25 protein-coding genes are annotated in these 23,181 nt (G+C 29.2%); 1 reads left to right on the top strand and 24 read right to left on the bottom strand.

Features of this window, described 5'->3' with window-relative positions; genetic code table 11:
* Positions 1-2: 2 nt before the first annotated feature.
* Genes Q1J78_RS00410 through udp form a run of 3 tightly spaced genes read right to left on the bottom strand, consistent with a single transcriptional unit; the run spans position 3 to position 3,256 of the window.
* Positions 3-1,187, bottom strand: a complete 1,185-nt coding sequence (locus tag Q1J78_RS00410; RefSeq protein ID WP_300280244.1) for a phosphopentomutase — start codon at positions 1,185-1,187, stop codon at positions 3-5.
* A 48-nt stretch (positions 1,188-1,235) separates the two neighbouring features.
* A complete protein-coding gene (locus Q1J78_RS00405) occupies positions 1,236-2,438 on the bottom strand; it encodes a NupC/NupG family nucleoside CNT transporter (protein WP_300280241.1) in 1,203 nt (400 codons plus the stop codon).
* 32 nt (positions 2,439-2,470) lie between these two features.
* A complete protein-coding gene (udp, locus tag Q1J78_RS00400; RefSeq protein WP_300280236.1) occupies positions 2,471-3,256 on the bottom strand; it encodes a uridine phosphorylase in 786 nt (261 codons plus the stop codon).
* A 320-nt stretch (positions 3,257-3,576) separates the two neighbouring features.
* Between udp and Q1J78_RS00395 the strand changes: the two genes are divergently transcribed.
* Complete coding sequence (locus Q1J78_RS00395; RefSeq protein ID WP_300280233.1) at positions 3,577-4,326, top strand: GntR family transcriptional regulator; 750 nt, start codon at positions 3,577-3,579, stop codon at positions 4,324-4,326.
* A gap of 106 nt (positions 4,327-4,432) precedes the next feature.
* On the opposite strand, the gene Q1J78_RS00390 is transcribed toward Q1J78_RS00395, so the two are convergent.
* The 21 genes from Q1J78_RS00390 to Q1J78_RS00290 all read right to left on the bottom strand — a co-directional run.
* The gene (locus Q1J78_RS00390; RefSeq protein WP_300280230.1) at positions 4,433-5,812 is read right to left on the bottom strand and encodes a peptide MFS transporter; all 1,380 of its coding nucleotides are present in this window, start codon (positions 5,810-5,812) and stop codon (positions 4,433-4,435) included.
* 301 nt (positions 5,813-6,113) lie between these two features.
* Positions 6,114-6,377, bottom strand: a complete 264-nt coding sequence (locus Q1J78_RS00385) for a hypothetical protein (RefSeq protein ID WP_300280228.1) — start codon at positions 6,375-6,377, stop codon at positions 6,114-6,116.
* A gap of 30 nt (positions 6,378-6,407) precedes the next feature.
* Positions 6,408-7,802: a F0F1 ATP synthase subunit beta gene (gene atpD / locus Q1J78_RS00380; RefSeq protein WP_300280225.1), complete on the bottom strand. Its 1,395-nt coding sequence runs from the start codon at positions 7,800-7,802 to the stop codon at positions 6,408-6,410.
* A 15-nt stretch (positions 7,803-7,817) separates the two neighbouring features.
* Positions 7,818-8,711, bottom strand: a complete 894-nt coding sequence (gene atpG, locus Q1J78_RS00375) for an ATP synthase F1 subunit gamma (protein WP_300280222.1) — start codon at positions 8,709-8,711, stop codon at positions 7,818-7,820.
* Complete coding sequence (atpA, locus tag Q1J78_RS00370; protein WP_300280219.1) at positions 8,712-10,205, bottom strand: F0F1 ATP synthase subunit alpha; 1,494 nt, start codon at positions 10,203-10,205, stop codon at positions 8,712-8,714.
* 18 nt (positions 10,206-10,223) lie between these two features.
* Complete coding sequence (locus tag Q1J78_RS00365; RefSeq protein WP_300280216.1) at positions 10,224-10,763, bottom strand: F0F1 ATP synthase subunit delta; 540 nt, start codon at positions 10,761-10,763, stop codon at positions 10,224-10,226.
* Positions 10,760-11,260: a F0F1 ATP synthase subunit B gene (gene atpF / locus Q1J78_RS00360; RefSeq protein ID WP_300280213.1), complete on the bottom strand. Its 501-nt coding sequence runs from the start codon at positions 11,258-11,260 to the stop codon at positions 10,760-10,762. Before atpF ends, Q1J78_RS00365 begins: the two co-directional genes overlap by 4 nt.
* A 56-nt stretch (positions 11,261-11,316) precedes the next feature.
* Complete coding sequence (gene atpE / locus Q1J78_RS00355) at positions 11,317-11,562, bottom strand: ATP synthase F0 subunit C (RefSeq protein ID WP_178411376.1); 246 nt, start codon at positions 11,560-11,562, stop codon at positions 11,317-11,319.
* A 105-nt stretch (positions 11,563-11,667) separates the two neighbouring features.
* Positions 11,668-12,432, bottom strand: coding sequence for a F0F1 ATP synthase subunit A (locus tag Q1J78_RS00350; RefSeq protein WP_300280210.1), 765 nt, complete (start codon positions 12,430-12,432; stop codon positions 11,668-11,670).
* A 3-nt stretch (positions 12,433-12,435) separates the two neighbouring features.
* Positions 12,436-12,867 carry an ATP synthase subunit I gene (locus tag Q1J78_RS00345; protein ID WP_300283077.1) on the bottom strand — a complete coding sequence of 144 codons (432 nt, stop codon included), beginning with the start codon at positions 12,865-12,867 and terminating at the stop codon, positions 12,436-12,438.
* A 357-nt stretch (positions 12,868-13,224) separates the two neighbouring features.
* Complete coding sequence (locus Q1J78_RS00340) at positions 13,225-13,674, bottom strand: deoxycytidylate deaminase (protein ID WP_300280204.1); 450 nt, start codon at positions 13,672-13,674, stop codon at positions 13,225-13,227.
* A gap of 214 nt (positions 13,675-13,888) precedes the next feature.
* On the bottom strand, positions 13,889-14,341 hold the full coding sequence (rpiB, locus tag Q1J78_RS00335) for a ribose 5-phosphate isomerase B (RefSeq protein WP_300280201.1): 453 nt from the start codon (positions 14,339-14,341) through the stop codon (positions 13,889-13,891).
* A gap of 88 nt (positions 14,342-14,429) precedes the next feature.
* Positions 14,430-15,488 carry an L-threonylcarbamoyladenylate synthase gene (locus Q1J78_RS00330; RefSeq protein ID WP_300280198.1) on the bottom strand — a complete coding sequence of 353 codons (1,059 nt, stop codon included), beginning with the start codon at positions 15,486-15,488 and terminating at the stop codon, positions 14,430-14,432.
* A gap of 42 nt (positions 15,489-15,530) precedes the next feature.
* Positions 15,531-16,214, bottom strand: a complete 684-nt coding sequence (locus tag Q1J78_RS00325) for a ZIP family metal transporter (protein ID WP_300280195.1) — start codon at positions 16,212-16,214, stop codon at positions 15,531-15,533.
* A 138-nt stretch (positions 16,215-16,352) separates the two neighbouring features.
* A complete protein-coding gene (prfA, locus tag Q1J78_RS00320) occupies positions 16,353-17,417 on the bottom strand; it encodes a peptide chain release factor 1 (protein WP_300280192.1) in 1,065 nt (354 codons plus the stop codon).
* A 52-nt stretch (positions 17,418-17,469) separates the two neighbouring features.
* Positions 17,470-18,348: a peptide chain release factor N(5)-glutamine methyltransferase gene (gene prmC, locus Q1J78_RS00315; protein WP_300280189.1), complete on the bottom strand. Its 879-nt coding sequence runs from the start codon at positions 18,346-18,348 to the stop codon at positions 17,470-17,472.
* Positions 18,349-18,375: 27 nt separating this feature from the next.
* Positions 18,376-19,275 (bottom strand): DUF1385 domain-containing protein, encoded by a 900-nt coding sequence (locus Q1J78_RS00310; RefSeq protein ID WP_300280186.1) that lies wholly within the window; start codon positions 19,273-19,275, stop codon positions 18,376-18,378.
* Between the two features lie 175 nt (positions 19,276-19,450).
* Positions 19,451-19,651, bottom strand: a complete 201-nt coding sequence (rpmE, locus tag Q1J78_RS00305) for a 50S ribosomal protein L31 (RefSeq protein ID WP_300280183.1) — start codon at positions 19,649-19,651, stop codon at positions 19,451-19,453.
* A 102-nt stretch (positions 19,652-19,753) separates the two neighbouring features.
* Positions 19,754-21,139 carry a transcription termination factor Rho gene (rho, locus tag Q1J78_RS00300; protein ID WP_300280381.1) on the bottom strand — a complete coding sequence of 462 codons (1,386 nt, stop codon included), beginning with the start codon at positions 21,137-21,139 and terminating at the stop codon, positions 19,754-19,756.
* Between the two features lie 217 nt (positions 21,140-21,356).
* Positions 21,357-22,259 (bottom strand): UTP--glucose-1-phosphate uridylyltransferase GalU, encoded by a 903-nt coding sequence (gene galU, locus Q1J78_RS00295; RefSeq protein WP_300280180.1) that lies wholly within the window; start codon positions 22,257-22,259, stop codon positions 21,357-21,359.
* Positions 22,260-22,759: 500 nt separating this feature from the next.
* The coding region (locus Q1J78_RS00290; RefSeq protein ID WP_330683261.1) for a Ppx/GppA phosphatase family protein at positions 22,760-23,181 on the bottom strand (422 nt) is incomplete at its 5' end.

The raw sequence follows: 23,181 nt of genomic DNA, 5'->3' as shown, positions 1-23,181 counted from the left end.
TTCTAAAGATTCTCTAATACTGAATATCCAATAGTATTTTCAGGCATTTTTAAATTGAAGTTATCTGCTATTGTTGCTCCAATAACTGCAAATGTATCAGTATCTTCTATTTTTCCACCTTTTTCAAATGATGGTGAATAAGATATAAATGGTACTCTCTCTCTAGTGTGATCAGTTCCTTTAAAAGTAGGATCATTTCCATGGTCTGCTGTTATTATCAATAAATCTTCTTTATTTAAGTGTCCCATTAATTCTCCTAATTTTTCATCAAATCTTTCTATTTCTTCTCCATATCCTTGTGGATTTCTTCTATGTCCCCATAGTGCATCAAAATCTACTAAGTTTACGAAGCATAATCCATTAAAATCTCTATTAGAAATTTCAATTGTCTGTTCCATACCATGTACTGATGATTTTGAGCGATTTGATTCTGTTATACCTTCTCCATCAAATATATCATTTATTTTTCCAACAGATATTACATCAAATCCGTTATCTTTAAGTTCATTTAAAACTGTCTTTCCAAAAGGTTTTAGTGCATAGTCATGTCTATTTGAAGTTCTTTTAAACTCACCTTTTTTCATTCCTGTGTATGGTCTAGCTATTACTCTCCCAACTTTCCATTCATCTTTTAATGTAAGTTCTCTTGCAATTTCACAATATTTATATAAATTTTCAAGGCCCATAGTTTCTTCATTACCACAAATCTGTAAAACAGAATCTGCTGATGTATAAACTATTAAATGTCCTTTTTCTATTTCTTCTTCTGCAAGTTCTTCTATGATAGCTGTTCCACTTGCACTTTTATTTCCTATTATTTTTCTACCACATCTTTTTTCTAATTCTTGTATAAGTTCTTCAGGAAATCCTGTGTCTGTAAATGTTTTAAATGGAGTTTTTACATTTAATCCCATCATTTCCCAATGCCCAGTCATAGTATCCTTACCTATACTTTTTTCATTTAAGGCCATATATCTTCCCATCGGATTTTCTATTGGCTCAAATCCTTTTAAATCTTTTAAATTGGCTATTCCAAGTTTATGAAGATTTGGTATATTTATCTTTCTATGTTCTACTATATGACCTAAAGTATCTGCACCATTATCTCCATAATCTCCTGCATCGGCCATTTCCCCTATACCAAGTGAATCTACAACAACGACAAATATACGTTTATATTTACTCATTTATATTCACTCCTTCTTTTTTATTTATATTATACTCTATTTTCTATACTAGAATAACATTATAAATCCTACTATCATAGCACTTAATAAACTTACTGCAACTCCACCTATCATTGCTCTAAACACTAATCTTGCAAGTGTTCCCTTTTTTTCTGGGCAAAGTATACCTATTCCTGATACACATATACCTAAACTTGAGAAGTTAGCAAATCCACAAAGTGATATTGTTGCCATTATAGCTGTTCTAGGATCCATATTTGATATTATTCCTCCTAATTGTTCAAATGCTATAAATTCATTTATTACTAATTTGCTTCCTAAAAGTCTACCTTCTAGTAATATTTCAGAAGGATCTAATCCCATAAGTGCTCCAAATGGTGCAAATACATATGAGAATACTTGTTCTAAACTTATTCCCATAAATCCTAATGCTTTATTTATTAAAGCTACTAATGCTACCATTGCTATTAATGAAGCTCCCATAGATAGTGCCATCTGCATACCTGTAACAGCACCTTCAGATATAGCTTCGATAACATTGGCATTATTTCCTTTATTATCCATCTGTATATCTTCTACTTCATTTACTGTTTCTGTCTGAGGTAATATTATCTTTGAAATCATTATACTTCCTATTGGAACTAATGCGCTTGCTATTAATAAGTATTCCATTGGTATTCCAAGTGCTGTATATCCTCCAAGTATTGAAACAGACATACTTCCCATTCCTGAAACTAAAACAACCATTATTTCACTATCTGTCATTTTATTTAGATATTTACTTATTAATATTGGACTATCTGTCTGTCCTAAAAACATATTAGCAACTGCTACGAAAGTTTCAACTTCTGAACTTCCCATTATCCAACCTACTGCTTTTCCTATCCATTTTACTACAAAATTAAGTACTCCTATATAATAAAGTAAACTTACAAGTGCTGATAAAAATACTATATTCCCTAATACCTGTATAGCAAATATCATTCCTGTAGATGCCGAACTATCCGCTAATGATCCAAATACAAATGAAAGACCATTAGAACCACAGTTTATAACACCTGTAACTACATCTGATATTTTTGAAACTACCATTCTTCCTGCTGGAACTTTTACTAATATTAAAGCTATAACAAATTGTGCTATAACACCTTTTATAAGCATTTTGAATGATACATCTTTTCTTTTCCATGAGATTAACCAAAGTATTCCTAATACTACAACTATTCCCAGTAAATTCAATATCGCCTTCATAAATTTCTCTCCTTTATTTACTGAAAATCAGTTTATTTATTTTTTTCTTTATCTTCTTTTATTAATACTCTTAATGCTTCTATCCCAACTTTTATAGCACTATCTGTATCATGAACTATTGGATTTTCTAATCCAGCTGCATTTCTTTCCTGATTTCCTACAACTAGGAAGTTAGATCCACAACGAACACCTAAATGACTAGCTGCTATAAATAATGCTGCTGATTCCATTTCTGATGCTTTACATCCTAATCTTTTCCATGCTTCCCATTTATTTAAAAGCTCATAACTAACTGGCATTCTTTCTGGCTCATGTTGTCCATAGAAAGCATCTTTACATTGAACAACACCTGTATGATATGTATATCCTAAACTTTTTGAAGCTGTAACTAATGCATTTGTTACATCTAAATCTGCAACAGCTGGGAATTCTATTGGAGCGTATTCTCTAGAAGTTCCTTCCATTCTTATTGCACCTGTAGCAACTACTATATCTCCACCTTTTACATCTATATCTATTCCGCCACATGTTCCAACTCTTATAAATGTATCTGCTCCACAAAGAACAAGTTCTTCCATAGCTATTGATGCTGAAGGTCCTCCTATTCCTGTTGACGTAACACTAACCTTTTCACCATCTAGATAACCTGTATATGTTATATATTCTCTACTATCAGCAACTAATACTGGATTATCAAAATATTTTGCTATTTTTTCACATCTTTTTGGATCTCCTGGAAGTATAACATAACGTCCAACATCTCCTGGTCTTATTTGTAAATGATATTGTAAACCTACTTCTCCTGAATAATTTTGCATAATTCTTATCTCCTTTTTATTGTTTTAGTTGTATATTAATTTGTATTTTTATGTTATGTATTTCTTTCACTTGTATAATATCATATACTTGTCTAATCTGCAATACGTTTTCTCGATTTTTTTCACTTATTTTTTTACTAAAAATCGTTTTTTATTAACTTTTTCAATAAAAATTAGTAATTTTTTTAGACAAGTATTATAATTGTCTAATTTCTTTTAAATATTGTTTTGAATCTTATTTTGCTTTTTCTTATTGTGTTGACAATAACTTTTCTTAGACTTATAATACGACTTGTATAATTTAGATTAGGAGAGGAATTATGATAACAGAGATTTCATCTGAAAAAGAAAAAAAATTAAAACATGTAAAAGTATACGATCAATTATTCAAAAAGATTCAAGAAGGCTTTTATCCTGTAGGTTCTAAACTTCCATCAGAACCAACACTTGCAGAACAAATGGGAGTTAGTAGAATGACTCTTAGAAGAGCTCTTGCTCTTTTACAAGAAGATGGACTTATATCTAATATACAAGGAAAAGGAAATTATATTAAGGAATCTGAAAATAAGAGTAATGCTTTTAGTATAGAAAAAATTGAACAACCTTTTTATTCTTGTTGTAGTGAAAAAATTGATGATATAGAAATAGAATTTAGAATAGAGCCTCCAACAGATGCTATTTCTACTATTTTAGGCCATAAATCAGCAGCAGTTGTTATATCTGATAGATGGTATAAATCTGAAAATGTGACAAAAGGATATTCTCTTAGTTTCATTCCTATTGAAACAATTTCTAAAAATAATATTGATTTAAATTATATTGAGAATTTAAAAGATTTTTTAGAAAATGGAGTTTATTCTATAGCTTCAAAATCAACTTTTGAATTTAGCCATACTACTACAGGTAATTTTACTGCTATAAAATATGAACTTTCTGATGATGAAAGGTTTATTTTAGTAATGGAAAGTCTTTATGATGGGAATGGTGATATAATTATCGTTACAAAATATTATATTCCTTTAAATATTTTTAAAATGCATTTAAACATATTTAATAATATCAATGAATAGTATTTACTTTTTGTAAGTACTATTTTTTTATAAAAAAACTGCCACATATTTTATACGTGGCAGTTTTAATTATATAAACTTTAATTTTAATCTCAATAAGTTTGTATTAGTCTCTTGAAGTAAGCATTGCTTCAAGTTTTTTATCGAATACAAGAAGTATTACAGCTGATACTATTAAAGTAACTGGTATAGCTATGAATACCTGCATCATACCCATTTTGTCCATTATACCCTGAACATATCCAGAAGCTTTTGATGCGAAGAATGTTGCTAATGTCCAAACACCCATTAATACTGTTAAGTATTTAGCTGGAGCATGTTTAGAAACCATTGAGTTTCCTAGTGGAGAGAAGCACATTTCACCTATTGTCTGGAATACTGTGAATCCTATTAACCACATAACTGAAGCTTTAGCTGTTTCTGGAGCACCAATTCCTCTTGTGAATTCTGCACCAACCATGAATACGAATGCTACACCTAGGAATATGAATCCTAAAGAAACTTTCTGTATCATTGTTAAGTCACCTTGTGGTCTATTAGATAATTTAGTCCATATAGCAGCCATAACAGGTCCAAGTATTATACATAGTAAACCGTTAAGAGTTGTTTCTATCCATACTGGTGGTACTGGGAAGCTACCAACATTCATATTTACATAAGTGTTCATGTAAAGAAGAACTGAAGTAGAAGCCTGATAGTAAGCTGTCCAGAATATTATAGTGAAAGCAGATATTATAACTATTGCTATAACTCTTCTTTTTTCTGCAGTTGTTAAAGGTCTATTTGCCTGTTCTGCAGAAACAACTTTTTCACCACCTTCATCACTGTGATGAAGCATTTTCTGAGGTAATTTACCAGCATCTCCTAATACTTTCCAACCTAGTACGAATACTATAGCACAAACGATCATCATTATTCCAGATATACCGAAGCACTGTTTAAATCCGAATACTAATTGACCATCAACTTGTTTTGCAAAAGTATTAGCATATAAGAATCCTAATATTAATGATCCAAAGAATGAACCAACATTTACAAATGAATATAATATAGAGAACGCAGAGTCTTTTTGGTTATTATCATCGTATAATTCCCCAACTAATGCGTTTAACTGACCTTTGAATAAACCAGTTCCTATAGAAACTACTATGATTAAAGCATGTACATGCATTACAGATGTAGCAAAATATCCTATCATCCATCCTGCTGCCATTATAAGAGCACCTATAACAACACAATATCTAGCTCCTAACCATCTGTCTGATATAACTCCACCTATAACTGGTGCTAAGTAAGTGAATGCCATTAAGTTTGCACCGATTACAGCAGCATCAGCAGCATTTACACCTAATCCACCTTGAGCAACAGTTGTAGCTAAGAATAATAATAATAGCGATTTTGATCCGTAGTAAGCGAATCTTTCACAAGTGAATGTTATTCCACATGCGTATAACCCTTTAGGGTGTTTTACTGAACTATTTCCCATTTCGAAATCCTCCTATATTTATTTTTATAAAAGCTTTGCTTTTGTCTTAGTAAATTCTCTATCTTTAAAATATATAAATTGTTTAGAAAATTCACTACTTCTTTATTATATAACAATTTTTACGAAATAATCAAGCTATTTGTTATTTTTTCACCAAGTATACAATATGTAATAAGCATTGGTATTACTCGTTTTGACTACTTTTTTTAATATTATAATGCTATTTACCTACTAAAAAAAAATAAACCAGCGTATATCTTTTTTTATTAAAAAAAATATTCTATACTGGTTTATTTTTGTATTATTTTTCCCATTCAGCTGATTTTGTAAGTATTGTTACATTTTCGTATTCTGAAGTTATAAATCCACCATCTGAATGAATTAATTCTATTTTATTTTCAAGTTTAACTTTGATAATTCCCTTTTCTACTTCAGAAGAGAATGGTCGTCTATTTCTTAATATTTGTCTTTCACCACCTGTAGTTCTTACAATTACAGATTCTACTTCTCCATCAAAAAATATACTATTAGGTGTAATTATCTTAAGTTTTAATGAGTTTTCCATTATTCCACCTACCTTTACTAAGTAGATATACTATGCATTTTGTACTCTTGCTACTACTTCATCTATTGTTCCAGCAAATAAGAATGCTGATTCTGGAATATCATCATGTTTTCCATCTAATATTTCTCTAAATCCTCTAACAGTTTCTTTTATAGGAACATATTTACCTTCTTTTCCTGTAAACTGTTCTGCTACTGAAAACGGCTGTGAAAGGAATTTTTGTATTTTTCTAGCTCTGGCAACTATTAATTTGTCATCATCTGATAATTCATCCATACCTAGTATTGCTATTATATCTTGAAGTTCTCTATATCTTTGTAGAATAGATTGTACTTCTCTAGCTGTTTTATAATGTTCTTCTCCAACTATTTTAGGGTCTAAAACTCTAGATGTTGATTCTAGAGGATCAACCGCTGGATATATACCTTGAGAAGATATCTGTCTTGAAAGAACTGTTTTTGCATCTAGATGTGAGAATGTTGTTGCTGGTGCTGGGTCAGTAAGGTCATCTGCTGGTACATATACTGCCTGTACTGATGTTATAGAACCATCTTTAGTAGATGTTATTCTTTCCTGTAAAGCACCCATTTCTGTTGCTAAAGTTGGTTGGTATCCAACTGCTGATGGCATACGTCCTAAAAGTGCTGATACCTCAGAACCTGCCTGAGTAAATCTGAATATATTATCTATAAATAAAAGTACATCTTGATGTTCTTCGTCTCTAAAATGTTCAGCCATTGTAAGTCCTGTTAATGCAACTCTCATTCTTGCTCCAGGTGGCTCATTCATCTGACCAAATACCATAGCTGTTTTTTCTATAACCCCAGATTCAGTCATTTCTTGATATAAGTCATTTCCTTCTCTAGTTCTTTCTCCAACACCTGAGAATACTGATATACCACCATGTTGTTTTGCTATATTATTTATAAGCTCTTGTATTAATACAGTTTTACCAACACCTGCACCACCGAATAAACCTATTTTACCACCTTTTAAATATGGAGCTAAAAGGTCTACTACTTTTATTCCTGTTTCAAGTATTTCAGAATTTGTTTCTAGGTCATCAAAATCTGGAGACTGTCTGTGTATAGGCATTCTTTTTACACCTTCAAGTTCTCCTTTTCTATCAACCGCATTTCCTAATACATTAAATACTCTTCCTAAAGTTTCTTTACCAACTGGAACACTTATAGGTGCACCTGTATCTATTGCATCTACACCTCTCACCATTCCATCTGTAGCATTCATAGATATACATCTAGCAATATCATCACCTATATGCTGAGTAACCTCTGCTACTACTTTTTGGCCATTTCCCATTTCTATCTCAATTGCATTAAATAGATTTGGAAGTTCTTTTCCACTATTAAATTTAATATCTATTACTGCACCTATTACCTGTACTACTTTACCTTTGTTTGACATCTGATTATAACCTCCTTACTTCAGAGCCTCTGCCCCACCGGCTATTTCTGTTATTTCCCGTGTTATAGATGACTGTCTAGCTCTGTTGTATTCTGCTTCCAGTTTATTTAACATATCATCTGCACTCTCAGTTGCAGACTGCATTGCATTTCTTCTAGAAGCTTGTTCAGATGCGAAAGATTCTCTTATTCCATTATATACTTGAGATGCTGTATATTCAGAAATAAGTCTTTTGAAAAGTGCTTCTGCAGACGGAAGATACTGTCTTCTAGGTTCAACTTTTTTAACTTCTTTTTTTCGACTACTTTCTTCTGATTTTTTTTCATCTTTCTTTAGCATTTCAAGTTCTATTGGAAATAATCTTTTAAATCTTACTGTCTGTATAAGAGCAGATCTAAATTTTGTATATATAAAGTATATCTCATCTATTTCTTTATCTTCATAAAGCTTTATTAAATTTTGTGTTATATCATACATTTCTTCAAAAACACAGTGTTCTGTGCTTTCTATCTTATAAGGAATTTCAAATCCTTTTTTTGTAAAATATTCACATGCTTTTTTCCCAACAGGAACAACCATATCTTTATCGCTATCCCGAAGTTCCATAACTGATTTAAATATATTTACATTATATCCACCAGCAAGACCTCTATCTCCAGCTACAGCTATAAAGCATCTTTTCTTAACTTCTCTTTTTTCAACAAATTCTTTACAAGATGTTTTTACATCTGCACCAGTATTTATCATCATATCATATAGTGCATATGCATAAGGCTTTGATTTTTCTGCCTTCTCTCTAGCTTTCATTAATTTAGAAGATGAAACAAGGTTCATTGCACTTGTTATCTGTCTAGTATTTTCAATACTATTTTTTCTTCTTTTTATCTCTTTAGTTCCGACTCCTGACATTTATCTCACCTCTTTTTTAAAGCTTTTTACTGCTTCAGTGAGTTCTTTTCCATAGTCTTCTCCATTAAGAATTTTGTCATATATGCTTGGTTTATTTTTTCTTATATAGAAGCATAATTCTTTTTCAAAATTATGTATTTCTTTAATTTCTACATCATCAAATAATCCATTAAGTACAGAATAAACTGTTACAACCTGTTCTTCTACTGGAAGAGGTCTATGTTCATCCTGTTTTAATATTTCTACTATTCTTTCTCCTTGTTCTAATCTAGTTTTAGTATCATTATCTAGATCAGATCCAAATTGAGAGAATGCTACTAATTCTCTATACTGAGAATACGCTAGTTTTAATTCTGATGATAATCTTTTCATAGATTTTATCTGAGCTGCACCACCAACCCTAGAAACTGATATACCAGGGTCAACTGCTGGTCTTATTCCTGAGTGGAATAATTCTGGCTGTAGATAAATCTGTCCATCTGTTATTGATATAACATTTGTTGGTATATATGAAGAAACATCACCTTCTTGTGTTTCTATTACTGGTATTGCTGTCATTGAACCTCCACCAAGTTCATCAGAAAGTTTTGCAGATCTTTCTAAAAGTCTTGAATGAAGATAGAATACATCTCCAGGATATGCTTCACGACCTGGTGGTCTTCTTAATAATAATGACATTTCTCTATAAGCAACTGCATGTTTACTTAAATCATCATATATTATAAGTACATCTTTTCCTTGGTACATAAATTCTTCACCCATTGCAGTACCTGCATAAGGTGCTAAATACTGTAATGGTGCTGATTCTGATGCTGTTGCAGACACTACTATTGTATAATCCATCGCACCATAATCTCTAAGAGAACTTACTAACTGTGCAACTGTAGATTTTTTCTGTCCTATAGCTACATATATACATATTATATCTTTTCCTTTTTGATTTAATATTGTATCAGTAAGTATAGATGTTTTACCTGTTTGTTTATCACCTATTACAAGTTCCCTTTGTCCCTTACCAATAGGAACCATAGCATCTATTGCTTTTATTCCAGTCTGTAGTGGCTGATATACAGATTTTCTATCCATTATTCCAGGAGCTTCTGCTTCTATAGGTCTAGTTTTATCACTCTTTATACTACCTCTTCCATCTATTGGATTTCCAAGTGGATCTACAACTCTTCCTATTAAAGCATCTCCTACTGGAACTTCTACTATCTTACCTGTTCTTTTTACTATATCGTCTTCTTTTATACCGTCTTCATCTCCAAGAAGAACTGCACCAACAGTTTCTTTTTCTAGATTTAGAGCCATACCATATACTTCTCCAGGGAATTCAAGAAGTTCTCCAGCCATTACATCATCAAGTCCGTAAATACTTGCTATATTATCACCTACATTGAATATTCTTCCAGTGTCAGATAATTCAACTCTATTGTCATAATCTTTTATTTGCCGTCTGATTATCGAGCTTATTTCTTCAGGATTTAAACCCATACTCTCACCGCCATTTCTTTATATCATTTTAGACAGTTCTTTTTTCAATCCTTTAATTCTACTTCTAACAGTACCGTCTATTTCTTTATTTCCAATTTTTATAAAGACTCCTCCCATTAGAGATTCATCTATTTTATTTTCTAATTCTATAACTCTACTTAATTTCTTAGAAAGTTTTGCTTCTAACTCTTTTAATTCTAAATCAGATAATTTTACGACACTATAAACTGTACCTTTTTCTAAAGTATTTTTATCATCGACTAACTTTATAAATCTTGTATGTATTTCATCTATGTATCTAATTTTTTTTCTGTCTATTAAAACTTTTAAAAAATTTGTTAGATATATACTTATGTCATTCGAAAAGACTTTTTCTAATATAGCTTTTTTATCATCATTATCTATAAAAGGAGTTTTTAATACATTTGAAAGATCCTTGTTTTCTCTTATTGTTTTTACAACATCTGAAAACTGATTTAATATTAAATCTGTAGTTTCAGTTTCTTCTGCTATATCAAACATAGCTTTAGCATATATTGGAGTTGATTCATCCATCATACTATATCACCTGTTTTATCTATAAATTCATTTATCAGTTCTTGATGTTTTTGTTTATCTATTTCTTTTTCTATTACTTTAGATGCTGCAAGTATTACAAGATCTGACATTTCATCTTTCATATCATTCATAGCTTGGATTCTTTCTTCTTCTAACTCACGTCTAGCTCTTTCTTTTATTATTTCAGCATCTTTTTTGGCTTCATCTTTTATCATATACGATTTTTCTTTTGCAGATTCTACCGCTGAATTTATTATATTTCTTCCTTCTTCTTCTACTTTTCCAAGTTTTTCTTCATATTCTTTTTTGAAGACTTTTCCTTCTTCTTTTATCTTTTTACCTTCCCGTACATCCATAGCTATATCATTTTCTCTTTCTTTTATTATAGCCATAACAGGTTTAAATAATAGATGTTTAAGTATAAGGAATATTACGACTGCATTAGCCAACTGGAAAAAGTACTCATAAGTTAGTGAAACTAATGGCTTAAATTCCATACTCTATACCTCCTATTTTGTGAAAATAATCACAGTATATAAATTACTCTATTATTTTATAACCATGGGTTAACGAATATAAGGATTATTGCTATTATAAGTCCGTATATAGCTGTTGATTCTGCTATTGCTGCACCTACTATAAATGAAGACATTATTTCACTTTTAGCTTCTGGTTGATTACCAACTGCTTCTGCTAGTTTACCTGCTGCGTAACCTTGACCTAAACCTGCTCCTATACCTGTAAATACTGCTATACCTGCTCCTATTGCTGATCCTGCAACTGCTATTGCTGTAGCCATATCCATAATAATTTCCTCCTCTGATTTCACCTTTTATTTTTATCTAAACTTTTTATTGACATTTTTTAGTCAATTTTTCAAACTTAATTTCATATATTTTTTACACTATGCATGTTTTGCATTTTTATTTTTTAATTTTTTAGATTCTCTTTCTTTTAATAAACCAATATCTACTGAGTTACTTATAAATACCATTGTTAGCATTATAAATATAAATGCTTGTATTGTACCTGCAAATATATCAAAGTATAAATGAAGTGGTACTGGCACTAAAAATTGTGCAAAAGGTATATTCACCCCAGGTATTAGTGTAGAAAGAAATCCCATAAGCTGATAGAATAACATCATTATAAGTGTTCCACCTAAAATATTACCAAATGGACGGAAACTCAACGAAATAGGTCTCGCTATCTCTCCAACTAAGTTTATTGGCAATAATATTGGTGTTGGTTCTATCATATCTTTGAAGCATGCTCCACCATTAAATCTTATAGATACTGCATATATCAATACAATTGTTATAGTTGATAATGCTAATGTTGTATCTAAATCAACTGTAGGCGATCTAAGACCTAATAATGGAACTAAATTTGAGCATAAAAAGTACATGAATAAACTTCCTATGTAAGGAACTATATTCGGTATCCTTTCAACTAACTCTTTTCCCATCGTAGTCTCGACTAGATTATAAAGTTTGAGAACAGCATATTCGAGGAATACCTGAACTTTACTTTCTGGAATCTTTTTTAGATTTCTAGTTAAAAAATACGATGCTAGGGCAAGACCTGCAATTATTAACCAACTAACTATTACTGTTTCACTTATTCTAAATCCATGAATATTTACTAACCATCTTGCCTGTGTATTCATCCATTATGCCTCCTTTCTCATAAAAATAGCCGCTGTTTTCTGTACTAATAAAACTATTTGTGTACTCAAAAGTCCTAATACTGCAGTAAACATGCTTATTGAGTCCAATTTTGCTGATATAAATAATACAACAGCATATATCATAAATCGAAGAAAATATCCTCCAACAAATTTTAATTGGACCATTGTTTTTCCTGCTTGATTCACCATATTTTCTGTTGATGATGCAAGCATATAAAAATTAAATATTGAAACCAAACTACCTATTAAAAGCCCTAGTACAGCTGCAATATTTAAATTTAAAGCATTATTGATAATAGTATTTCCTTCTGGAGCTATTTTAGAATGTACTCCTAAAGCTATAATTACTACTATGTCAAAAATTACTATTCCTTTTACAACAGCTTTAATCTGTTTTATTATATTCTTATCCATAAAATCACATCCTTTTAAAGCTCCTTCTAAATTCATTGCTTTATTTATTAATTAAACTAAAATAGATTTAATATATTTTATATCTTATTTTACAATTTATTTTTAAATATTCAAGATTATTTTTTATATTTTTTGAAAAAAAATATTTATTTTTTTCATATTTGTGAATATACCTTCTTGAAAACTAACTTATTATAGAATATTTTTTTTAAGTTATCAAGAGTATTAATTTATTTTCAAAGAAATTTCAAACTAAATTCTATCTAATTTAAAATTTTTCTCATTTTCATCAAAAATATTTTTTTATAGATATAAAAATATTTTAATGTATTTTCAATAATTGATATATTAAATATATTATAATTCTTCTGGATATTTTACCATTTCTACATTTGCTTCTTTTAATAAAACAGATGATAATTCATCCGGATAATCACCCTTATAAATTATTTTTTTAATCCCTGCATTTATACACATCTTAGCACATAAAACACAAGGTCTTGTTGTTACATAAAGTGTGGCATCTTTTATACTTACACCATTATATGCAGCTTGTATTATAGCATTTTGTTCTGCATGCAATGCTCTACAAAGTTCATGTCTTTCTCCAGATGGAATATTCATTTCCTGTCTCTTACATCCTATATTCTGACAATGTTCTAAATTTTTAGGAGCACCATTGTATCCTGTCGTAAGAATTTGTTTATCTTTTACAATAATTGCTCCTACTTGTCTTCTTATGCATGTAGACCTTTTTTTTACTACTTCTGCTATTTCCATAAAATATTCATCCCAAGATGGTCTCATATATTGCACCTCTTCTTCCATTATTTATTGTATCATCAAGTCATATGTTTATATTATACTATTTTTCTTATATATGCATTATTAGTTTTTATCGTTAAGTAAATTATATTTAAAATTTATTATATAAAATACTACGATGAAACAAATAGAATTACTTTATTTGTTAAATTATCAATAAAAAAACTGCCTTTAAAAAGGCAGTTTTTTTATTGATTTATTTTGTGTATTTTTTTTCTATATCCATTAACATATCTATTCTTTTTTGATGTCTTCCACCTTCAAATTCTGTATCAAGGTATGCATCTACTATATCAAGTGCTAATCCTACTCCTACTACTCTTCCACCCATAGCAAGCATATTTGCATTATTATGAGCTTTTGTCATTCTAGCTGAGAAAGTATCACTTACTACAGCACATCTTATTCCTGGAACTTTATTTGCTGCTAAAGATATTCCTATTCCTGTTCCACAAACAACTATACCGCAATCTGCTTCCCCATTAGCAACTTTTAGTGCTGCTGCTTCTCCATATTCTGGGTAGTTAACAGAATCTGTACCATTATTTGTTCCAAGATCTATTACTTCTATACCTCTTTCTTTAAGATGAGCTATTATAGCTACTTTTAAATCATAACCACCATGGTCACAAGCTAATGCTATTTTCATTTTAAATCCTCCATATCGATGTAATTTTTTACATTTGTATTTTATAGACTTTACTATTTAATTATAACATAATTTATTTTATAGTATATTACAAAATAGTTTCATCTGCATCAATTACTTTATATGCAGCAGATTTTAATAGTCTGTTCATTATTGCCTGTCCAACTCCATAATTTTCAAAACTGACTGAGTATACAATATCCATTTCATATTCATCCATCTTTATAAGTGCAGCAAATAAATTTGATGCTACTTCTTCATATGTTTCCCCTAAATCTATAACCTTTTCGCAGTTAAATTTATCAATATCTTTATGCATACACATTATGCCAGTTTTTTTTGATTCTGCATGATTTTTTAAGTATAATTCATTCATTTTTTTCACTACTTTATTTTCTTCACCTTTTACTATATATACTTGTGCATTTGGAGAATAGTGTTTGTATTTCATTCCAGGTGCTTTTGCTTTTTTATTATCTTCTTTTTTACTTAAAGATGGATCTATTTCAACTTTTCCTAAAACTTCTTCTAGCATTTCTTTAGTTATACTTCCAGGTCTTAATATCATGGGTATTTCTTCTGTAAAATCTACAACTGTAGATTCAAGTCCGAAATTACAATCTCCACCCATTATTATACCTGATACTCTTCCATCCATCTCTTTTACAACATGTTCTGCCTTAGTAGGAGATGGTCTTCCTGAAATATTTGCTGAAGGTGCTGCTATTTGTGTTTTAGATTCTTTTATTAATGCATTTGCAATTTTATTTGAAGGCATTCTTATAGCAACTGTTTCTAAACCACCACTAGTCACATTTGGTACAATATCTTTTTTCTTTAATATTATAGTAAGTGGTCCTGGCCAAAATTTTTCCATTGCAATTTTCGCTTTTTCTCCTATTTCAAGAGCTATTTTTTCAACATCTTTAATATCTGCTATATGAACTATTAATGGATTATCGCTTGGACGACCTTTTGCTTCATATATCTTTTTTGTGGCATCTTCATTCATGGCATCTGCACCTAATCCATATACTGTTTCAGTTGGAAATATAACAGTTTTTCCATTTTTTATCTTTTCAGCCATTTCTTTTATTACATTTATATCTATATTATTTTCATCTATCTTTCTTATAACTGTTTCCATAAATCTACCAACTTTCTTTTATAATTTATTTAAGTTATAAATCTATATCACCATATTGACTATAATAATTCCTATTAAAAATCCTACTATAGTATATATACTTTTTGACTCTGGAATCATTTCATCTAAAACTACATAAAGCATCATTCCTGCTGCTAAAGATAATAATATTCCTGTAATAGAAACAAAAATACTACCAAAAGCTGCTCCAACAAAGCAGCCAACAGCTATTGGAAGTCCGGCAATCATAGACATTATAATTGCTTTTTTTCTATTTGCTTTATTACATATAAATCCAAGTGCCAATGCTAATCCTTCTGGTAAATTGTGTATACCAATTGCTGTTGCCATAGCAATTCCCCGTTTTGGTTCTGCTAAAAAAGTTGTTCCTATTGCAAGTCCTTCTGGTAAATTATGCATTATTATACTTAGAAGCATTAAATATCCAGATGAATTTTCACCATTAATCTTAACTTTTTCTTTGATAATTTTTGTTAATACTGCTCCTATTAAAATTAATAGTATCGATTTTGTTAACCCTATACTCTCTGTGGCTTCTGGTATCAAATCAAACGATACTATTGAAAGCATTATCCCTCCAGATAATCCCATAAAAAATTTCATATACTTAGAAGCTTTTTCATTAAATATTACAGCAAGAATTCCACCTATTCCTGTTCCAATTACTCCTATAATCAACCCAATAAGAGTTATTTTTATAATCAAAATTTTTTCCCCCTTTATTACTTAATAATCAAATAAAAATATCTAAAAAAAGTGTCTCATTTCGAAGTTAATTCCAATAAGACACTTTTATTTACATCAAATTTCTAATAAATATTATTTTATTTTTATAATATTAAATTATATAGCTGTCATTTTTTCAGTTTGATCAACAGTTATTAAAGCATCTATCATCTCATCTATATCTCCATCAAGGAATGAATCTAATTTATATAGAGTAAGATTTATTCTATGGTCACTTATTCTTCCTTGAGGGAAATTATAAGTTCTTATTCTTTCAGATCTATCTCCAGTACCAACCTGACTTTTTCTTTCTGCTGATATTTCTTTTTGCTGATCTGCAAGAGCTCTATCGTAAAGTCTAGCTTTTAAAACTTTCATTGCTTTTTCTTTATTTTTAAGCTGTGATTTTTCATCCTGACAAGATACAACTTCACCTGTTGGTAAATGTGTTATTCTTACAGCTGAGTCAGTAGTATTGACACACTGACCACCATTTCCAGAAGCTCTGAAAACATCTATTCTTATATCATTATCATTAATTTCTACTTCTACATCTTCTACTTCTGGTAAAACAGCAACTGTCGCTGTAGAAGTATGTATTCTACCACCTGATTCAGTAGAAGGTATTCTCTGAACTCTATGAACACCTGATTCATATTTTAATCTAGAATATGCACCTTTACCTTTTATCATGAATGAAACCTCTTTGTATCCACCAACACCAGTTTCATTGGCACTAAGCATAGATACTTTCCATCCTCTTCTTTCTGCATATCTTGAATACATTCTTAATAAGTCCCCAGCAAATAAAGCAGCTTCATCTCCACCTGCTCCACCTCTTATTTCAACTATAACGTTCTTTTCATCGTTAGGGTCTTTTGGAACTAAAAGTAATTTTAACTCATCTTCTAATGGTTCTACTTGACACTCCATTTCAGATAATTCCATTTTTGCTAATTCTCTTAATTCTTCATCTGATTCTTCTTGAAGAATTTCTTTAGATTCAGCAATACTGTCTAATACAGTTTTGTATTCTCTGTATTTCATTATAATTGGCTCTAAATCTGCATGTTCTTTCATGTACTTTTGCCAAACTTTCTGATCATTTATTATTTCTGGATCAGATATTTTTTCTGTTAAATCTTTATATGTATCTTCTAATACACCTAATTTTTTTAGCATTTATATATTCACCTCATCAATTATTCTCGTATTCCGTCAATTTATCATTATATCATAGTTTTAGTCCTATAACAACTCTATCAATACCAGCTAAATCCTTCTTTATATATATTTTTTCAAATCCATTATTATTCATTATATTATAAACATCTTCTGCTTGATCATGTCCTACTTCATATGCAAGAACTCCACCTTTTTTTATATATTTTGAAGATTCTTCTGTTATTTTTCTATAAAAATCTAATCCATCTACTCCACCCTCTAAAGCATTATATGGCTCAAAATCTTTCACTTGTGTGTGTAAAGTTGGTATTACATCTTTTTTTATGTATGGAGGATTAGATACTATTATATCAAATTTTAATTCCTTTAAAGAGTCTTTTTCTTCCATAGCTGAAAATACATCTGATTTTATAAATTCTATCTTATCTTCAACAGAATTATCTATTGCATTTTTTTTGCCTATTTTTAAAGCTATATCAGATATATCAAATGATTTCAAAAATCCATTTTTTATATAATGTGCTAAACTTACAGTTATCGCTCCTGAACCTGTTCCTATATCTAAAATTTCTATTCTTTCTTTTTTTCTATATTCTTCTTCTACACAAATATTTATAATTTCTTCTACCAATATTTCTGTATCTGGTCTTGGAATAAGCACTCCTTCTTGTACATAAAAATCAAGTCCCATAAATTCTCTATTACCAACTATATATGCTACTGGTCTGCCTAATTTTCTTTCATTTACCATTTTTTGAAGTTTCTCTAATAATTCTTTTTCTATTTCTTTATTTAGATTCATGTGTAAATATAATTTATCTACTTTTCCAAGTACATTCATAAGCATCACTTCTACATCTAATCTTGGTGTATCACTTATGTCACTTAATTCATTTGTAAATTTTAAAATAATCTCTCTTATAGTCATTAAATCACCTTTATATTTTATTTGTTATTATAATACTGCTTTTAATGATTCTATTGCAACCTCTAATTGCTCATCATCTGGTTCTTTTGTTGTCATATATTGTAACATCATCCCAGGATAAGCTATAATTTTTGTAATTATATTATCATATTTCCCAAGCAATCTTATTATTTCATATGCAATTCCAGCTACTATAGGTATACATACTATCCTCATAACTATTCTTAAAAATGGATTTGGCCAACCGAAAAATGCAAATAATATTATCGATGTAGCCATTACTATAAATAAAAAGTTTGTACCACATCTAGGATGTAATCGTTTGAATTTCCTTGCATTTTCTACAGTAAGTTCTTTTCCACTTTCATAACAATGTATACTTTTATGTTCTGCTCCATGATATTGGTATACTCTTTCTATATCTTTATTTTTAGATATTAAATATATATACATAAATAATATTAAAATTCTTATAATTCCTTCTATCAGATTTAATATTATTTTATTATCGGTTATTTTTATAAAAATACCTCCTATAAAAGTAGGCAACATTATAAAAAGTCCAACCGATAAAATTATCGCTATTATCATAGATATAATTATTAATATATCATTTGCTCTATCTCCAAATATTTTTTTAATAAATTTATCTATCGCATCTTCTTCATCTTCTCCTGTTTCTTGTATAAAAACATCTGAAGAATAATTTAGACTTTTTATTCCATCTATCATGGTTTCTATAAGAATAAACATTCCCCTTAGAAAAGGTATTTTATCTATATGTTTATTTTTAACCCAACTGTTTATAGGATTTGTTTTCACTTTAATTTCTCCACTTGGGGTTCTAACAGCTATAGCCTTTTTCTTATCAGACTGCATCATAACACCTTCTATAACCGCTTGTCCTCCAACTGCTTTATACGACATAAAATCCCCCCTTTATGATATATCTTAATGTATTATAACATAAGTTTTTTTATTTTTTATTAATTTATTTATTAATTTTAAATAAATAAAAATAAAGGCAGATGTTTATATATCTTCAAATTTAAATTGAAAACATATAAACATCTGCCTTCTGATAGCTCTATGTCTATTATTCTTATTCCATGTTGAATCTTTTTTTGAATTTGTCGATTCTTCCACCTTTTTCTATGTTTTTCTGTTTTCCAGTATAGAATGGGTGGCATTCAGAACATATTTCAACTCTTATTTCGTCCTTAGTTGATCCAGCTGTGAAAGTATTTCCACATGCACATCTAACTTCAACTGGTTTGTAGTTTGGCTGTATATCTTTTTTCATTTATTTCACCTCTTTCTTTATTTTTAATAAGTATGTAAACTTGTCTTTTACAATATCAACTACATTAGTATAACACAACTAATCGTATGATTCAAGAAGATTTTATAATGACTTTAACATACTTATAAATTCACTATTATTCTTTGTTCTTTTCAATAATTCTAATACTTTATCTGTAACTTCTAATACAGATTCGTTGCTCATCTGTCTTCTAAGTTGCCATAGAGCTGATTTTTCTTCATCTGTAAGTAGTAGATCCTCTCTTCTTGTTCCCGATTTATATATATCCACTGCTGGATAAATTCTTTTTTCTGCTAACTTTCTATCTAGATGGAGCTCCATATTTCCTGTACCTTTAAATTCTTCATATATTACATCATCCATTCTAGAACCAGTTTCAACAAGTGCTGTACCTAATATTGTTAAAGAACCACCTTGTCTTATGTTTCTAGCTGCACCAAAGAATTTCTTAGGGCCATGAAGAGCACCTGGGTCTATCCCTCCAGAAAGAGTTCTTCCCGTTGGAGATATAGTAAGATTATATGCTCTAGCTAATCTAGTTATACTATCAAGTAGTATTACAACATCCTTACCATGTTCAACTAATCTTTCTGCTCTATTAAGAACCATTTCAGCAACTTTTACATGATGGCTTGCAACTTGATCAAATGTAGAATATATTACATCTCCATCAATAGATTCTCTAATATCTGTTACTTCTTCTGGTCTTTCATCTATAAGAAGTACTATTAGCTCTACATCTGGATTATTTTTAGTTATACTATTTGCTATACTCTTTAAAAGCATAGTTTTTCCAGCTTTAGGTGGTGCAACAATTAGACCTCTCTGACCTTTCCCTATTGGAGATATCAAATCTATCAATCTAGTTGCTATATTGCTTTGTGTAGTTTCAAGAGTAAGTCTTTCATCAGGATAAATCGGTGTAAGTAGTTCAAAATTTCTTCTATTTTTAGATGTTTCAGGATTTTCATCATTGATTTTTTTTACATAGATTAATGCTCTAAATTTTTCTCCATTTTTGGGTAATCTTGTAATTCCTTTTATCTTATCTCCTGTTTTCATATTAAATCTTCTTATTTGTGAAGGAGATACATATATATCGTTTGGTGTAGATAAATAATTAGAACCCCTTAAAAAACCAAATCCGTCCGGTAACATTTCTAAAACACCTTCTGCATCTTCTCTATCATCTTCAGGATTTTTTGATTCTTCTTTGAGTTTTGTATCTAAATTTCTATCATCTTTATTAACTTTATAATAATTTTCTTGATTTTTGTTTTGTAAAGTATTATTATCTACATCTTTATTTAAATCAATATCCTCATTATTATTTTGATTCTTTTCATTTCTTACTTTTTCAAATATTTTTTCAATCAACTCTATTTTTTTATACTTTGTAACTGATTTTATACCTAATTCTTTAGCAGTCTCTCTAAGCTCATTAAGAGTTTTTGATTCTAGCTGCATATCTATACTCAATCTTAAACCTCCTCTCTAATAGCTTTTATACCCCAGCTATCAAAGATAATAATACTGTTATACTTGTAAGTACCATTACTCCAGCAGCACCTATCGCTATTACTTTTGTCATTAATTTTTTATTTGCCAATATTATCACTCCTTTATTTTAGAGTTATATATTATATTTAATTATCTATTATACTATATAATTATTATTTTTTATCTATTTTTCGATTTTTTTATTTTTTGAATCGTATTTTTTACAAACATCTCTTAAATAATCGATAAATCCATCTTTTAATTCATCTCTTTTTAATGCAAAATCAACTGTTGCTTCAAGGAAACCTAGCTTATCACCTACATCATATCTTCTTCCTTCAAAGTTATATGCATACATAGCTTCCTTTTTAGACAATTCTTTTAATGCATCAGTTAACTGTATTTCATCACCTTTTCCTGGTGGTAAGTCTGAAAGTACATCAAATATTTCTGGAGTTATTATATATCTACCTAAGATAGCTATATTTGAAGGTGCTTTATCTGCATCAGGTTTTTCAACTAAATCTTTTACTTTGTAAACTCTATCTTCAATAAATTTAGCATCTATTATCCCATATTTATTTGTATCTTCTTTTGCAACTTTTTGTACACCTAATATAGTAGTTCTATATTCTTCATATGCGTCCATTAATTGTTTTAAACAAGGTACTTTATTGTCTACTATATCATCTCCTAGCATCACTGCAAATGGTTCATCTCCTATGAAATGTCTAGCACAATATATAGCATCTCCTAAACCTCTTGGTTCTTTTTGTCTTATATAATGTATATTTATCATATTAGATATATTTTGAACTATTTCTAACAACTCTTTTTTCCCTTTATTTTCAAGTTCTAATTCAAGTTCTACTGACTTATCAAAATGATCTTCTATAGATTTTTTATTTCTACCTGTTATTATAAGTATTTCTTCTATTCCAGAAGCTACTGCTTCTTCTATTATATATTGTAATGTTGGTTTATCCACTATTGGTAACATTTCTTTAGGTTGTGCTTTTGTCGCAGGAAGGAATCTAGTACCAAGACCCGCAGCTGGTATAACAGCTTTTCTTACTTTTCTTTGCATTTTTTCTCCTCCGTTTATTTGTCATCAATTTTTATTTAAATTTTAATATATAAAGTATCACCGTATATTTTAACACTGATATAGCTATTTTTCTATATCAATTCTATTTTTATTTAAAAATAAAAATCTATTTTAAAATTAATTATATTTCAATCTTTAAAAACTAAATATATACTATTTCAGTTTATATATTTGTATATAATATACTATTTTCTAGAATTAAAATATATTTTATTATATTATTTTTAAATATACACATTATATATTATCCACAAAACAATCAACATATCCACATATATATTTTTTTATTTTTCGTCCATTTTTGAATGTTTTCACCACCATCTAAAAAAAGAAGAACTTAAAAAGTACATAGTTATCAACATTTTCAACATAATTATCCACATTTTATTAAGATTAAATCAGTTAATTTTGTTGATAAAATACATCTTTTTACAAAAAATATATATTTACCTTTATAATAAGTATATCATATATATATATTAAATTTTTGTGTAAATCATACCTTCTAAATTGTCATACTCACTTACAATAACTTCTTTTATATTGAGGCTATCCATTATACACACTAGTATTTCTGTTCCTGCTGCAATTATATCGCTTCTTTTAGCTTGAAGTCCATTTATAGATTTTCTTTCTTTATCAGTACTATTTTTAAATCTATTTCTCATTTTTTCTACTTCATATCTACTTATTTTACTTTTGTGTACTTTTTCCATAGAATATATTTTTAAATTCTGATTTACAGCTGATAATGATGTTATTGTACCTCCTATTCCACAGATACAATTTATATTTTCTTTTTTTAAATCTGATATTATCTCTTTTATTTGATCATTTATAAATCTATTCATTTTCAAAAATGCTTCATCAGTATATCCTGAAGCTAAAAATTTTTCAGTAA

Origin of the sequence: Peptacetobacter sp. (genome assembly GCF_029264495.1) — a bacterium.
Taxonomy (GTDB): Bacteria; Bacillota; Clostridia; order Peptostreptococcales; family Peptostreptococcaceae; genus Peptacetobacter.
This window is presented reverse-complemented; position numbering and strand designations above follow the sequence as displayed.

Bases quoted from the DNA above. Each gene is read 5' to 3' on its own strand.
- Q1J78_RS00410 (WP_300280244.1), bottom strand. From the start codon at position 1,187: ATGAGTAAATATAAACGTATATTTGTCGTTGTTGTAGATTCACTTGGT.
- Q1J78_RS00405 (WP_300280241.1), bottom strand. From the start codon at position 2,438: ATGAAGGCGATATTGAATTTACTGGGAATAGTTGTAGTATTAGGAATA.
- udp (WP_300280236.1), bottom strand. From the start codon at position 3,256: ATGCAAAATTATTCAGGAGAAGTAGGTTTACAATATCATTTACAAATA.
- Q1J78_RS00395 (WP_300280233.1), top strand. From the start codon at position 3,577: ATGATAACAGAGATTTCATCTGAAAAAGAAAAAAAATTAAAACATGTA.
- Q1J78_RS00390 (WP_300280230.1), bottom strand. From the start codon at position 5,812: ATGGGAAATAGTTCAGTAAAACACCCTAAAGGGTTATACGCATGTGGA.
- Q1J78_RS00385 (WP_300280228.1), bottom strand. From the start codon at position 6,377: ATGGAAAACTCATTAAAACTTAAGATAATTACACCTAATAGTATATTT.
- atpD (WP_300280225.1), bottom strand. From the start codon at position 7,802: ATGTCAAACAAAGGTAAAGTAGTACAGGTAATAGGTGCAGTAATAGAT.
- atpG (WP_300280222.1), bottom strand. From the start codon at position 8,711: ATGTCAGGAGTCGGAACTAAAGAGATAAAAAGAAGAAAAAATAGTATT.
- atpA (WP_300280219.1), bottom strand. From the start codon at position 10,205: ATGGGTTTAAATCCTGAAGAAATAAGCTCGATAATCAGACGGCAAATA.
- Q1J78_RS00365 (WP_300280216.1), bottom strand. From the start codon at position 10,763: ATGATGGATGAATCAACTCCAATATATGCTAAAGCTATGTTTGATATA.
- atpF (WP_300280213.1), bottom strand. From the start codon at position 11,260: ATGGAATTTAAGCCATTAGTTTCACTAACTTATGAGTACTTTTTCCAG.
- atpE (WP_178411376.1), bottom strand. From the start codon at position 11,562: ATGGCTACAGCAATAGCAGTTGCAGGATCAGCAATAGGAGCAGGTATA.
- Q1J78_RS00350 (WP_300280210.1), bottom strand. From the start codon at position 12,432: ATGAATACACAGGCAAGATGGTTAGTAAATATTCATGGATTTAGAATA.
- Q1J78_RS00345 (WP_300283077.1), bottom strand. From the start codon at position 12,867: ATGGATAAGAATATAATAAAACAGATTAAAGCTGTTGTAAAAGGAATA.
- Q1J78_RS00340 (WP_300280204.1), bottom strand. From the start codon at position 13,674: ATGAGACCATCTTGGGATGAATATTTTATGGAAATAGCAGAAGTAGTA.
- rpiB (WP_300280201.1), bottom strand. From the start codon at position 14,341: ATGAAAATAGCATTAGCTTGTGACCATGGTGGTTATGATTTAAAAGTA.
- Q1J78_RS00330 (WP_300280198.1), bottom strand. From the start codon at position 15,488: ATGGAAACAGTTATAAGAAAGATAGATGAAAATAATATAGATATAAAT.
- prfA (WP_300280192.1), bottom strand. From the start codon at position 17,417: ATGCTAAAAAAATTAGGTGTATTAGAAGATACATATAAAGATTTAACA.
- prmC (WP_300280189.1), bottom strand. From the start codon at position 18,348: ATGACTATAAGAGAGATTATTTTAAAATTTACAAATGAATTAAGTGAC.
- Q1J78_RS00310 (WP_300280186.1), bottom strand. From the start codon at position 19,275: ATGTCGTATAAAGCAGTTGGAGGACAAGCGGTTATAGAAGGTGTTATG.
- rpmE (WP_300280183.1), bottom strand. From the start codon at position 19,651: ATGAAAAAAGATATACAGCCAAACTACAAACCAGTTGAAGTTAGATGT.
- rho (WP_300280381.1), bottom strand. From the start codon at position 21,139: ATGCAGCTAGAATCAAAAACTCTTAATGAGCTTAGAGAGACTGCTAAA.
- galU (WP_300280180.1), bottom strand. From the start codon at position 22,259: ATGCAAAGAAAAGTAAGAAAAGCTGTTATACCAGCTGCGGGTCTTGGT.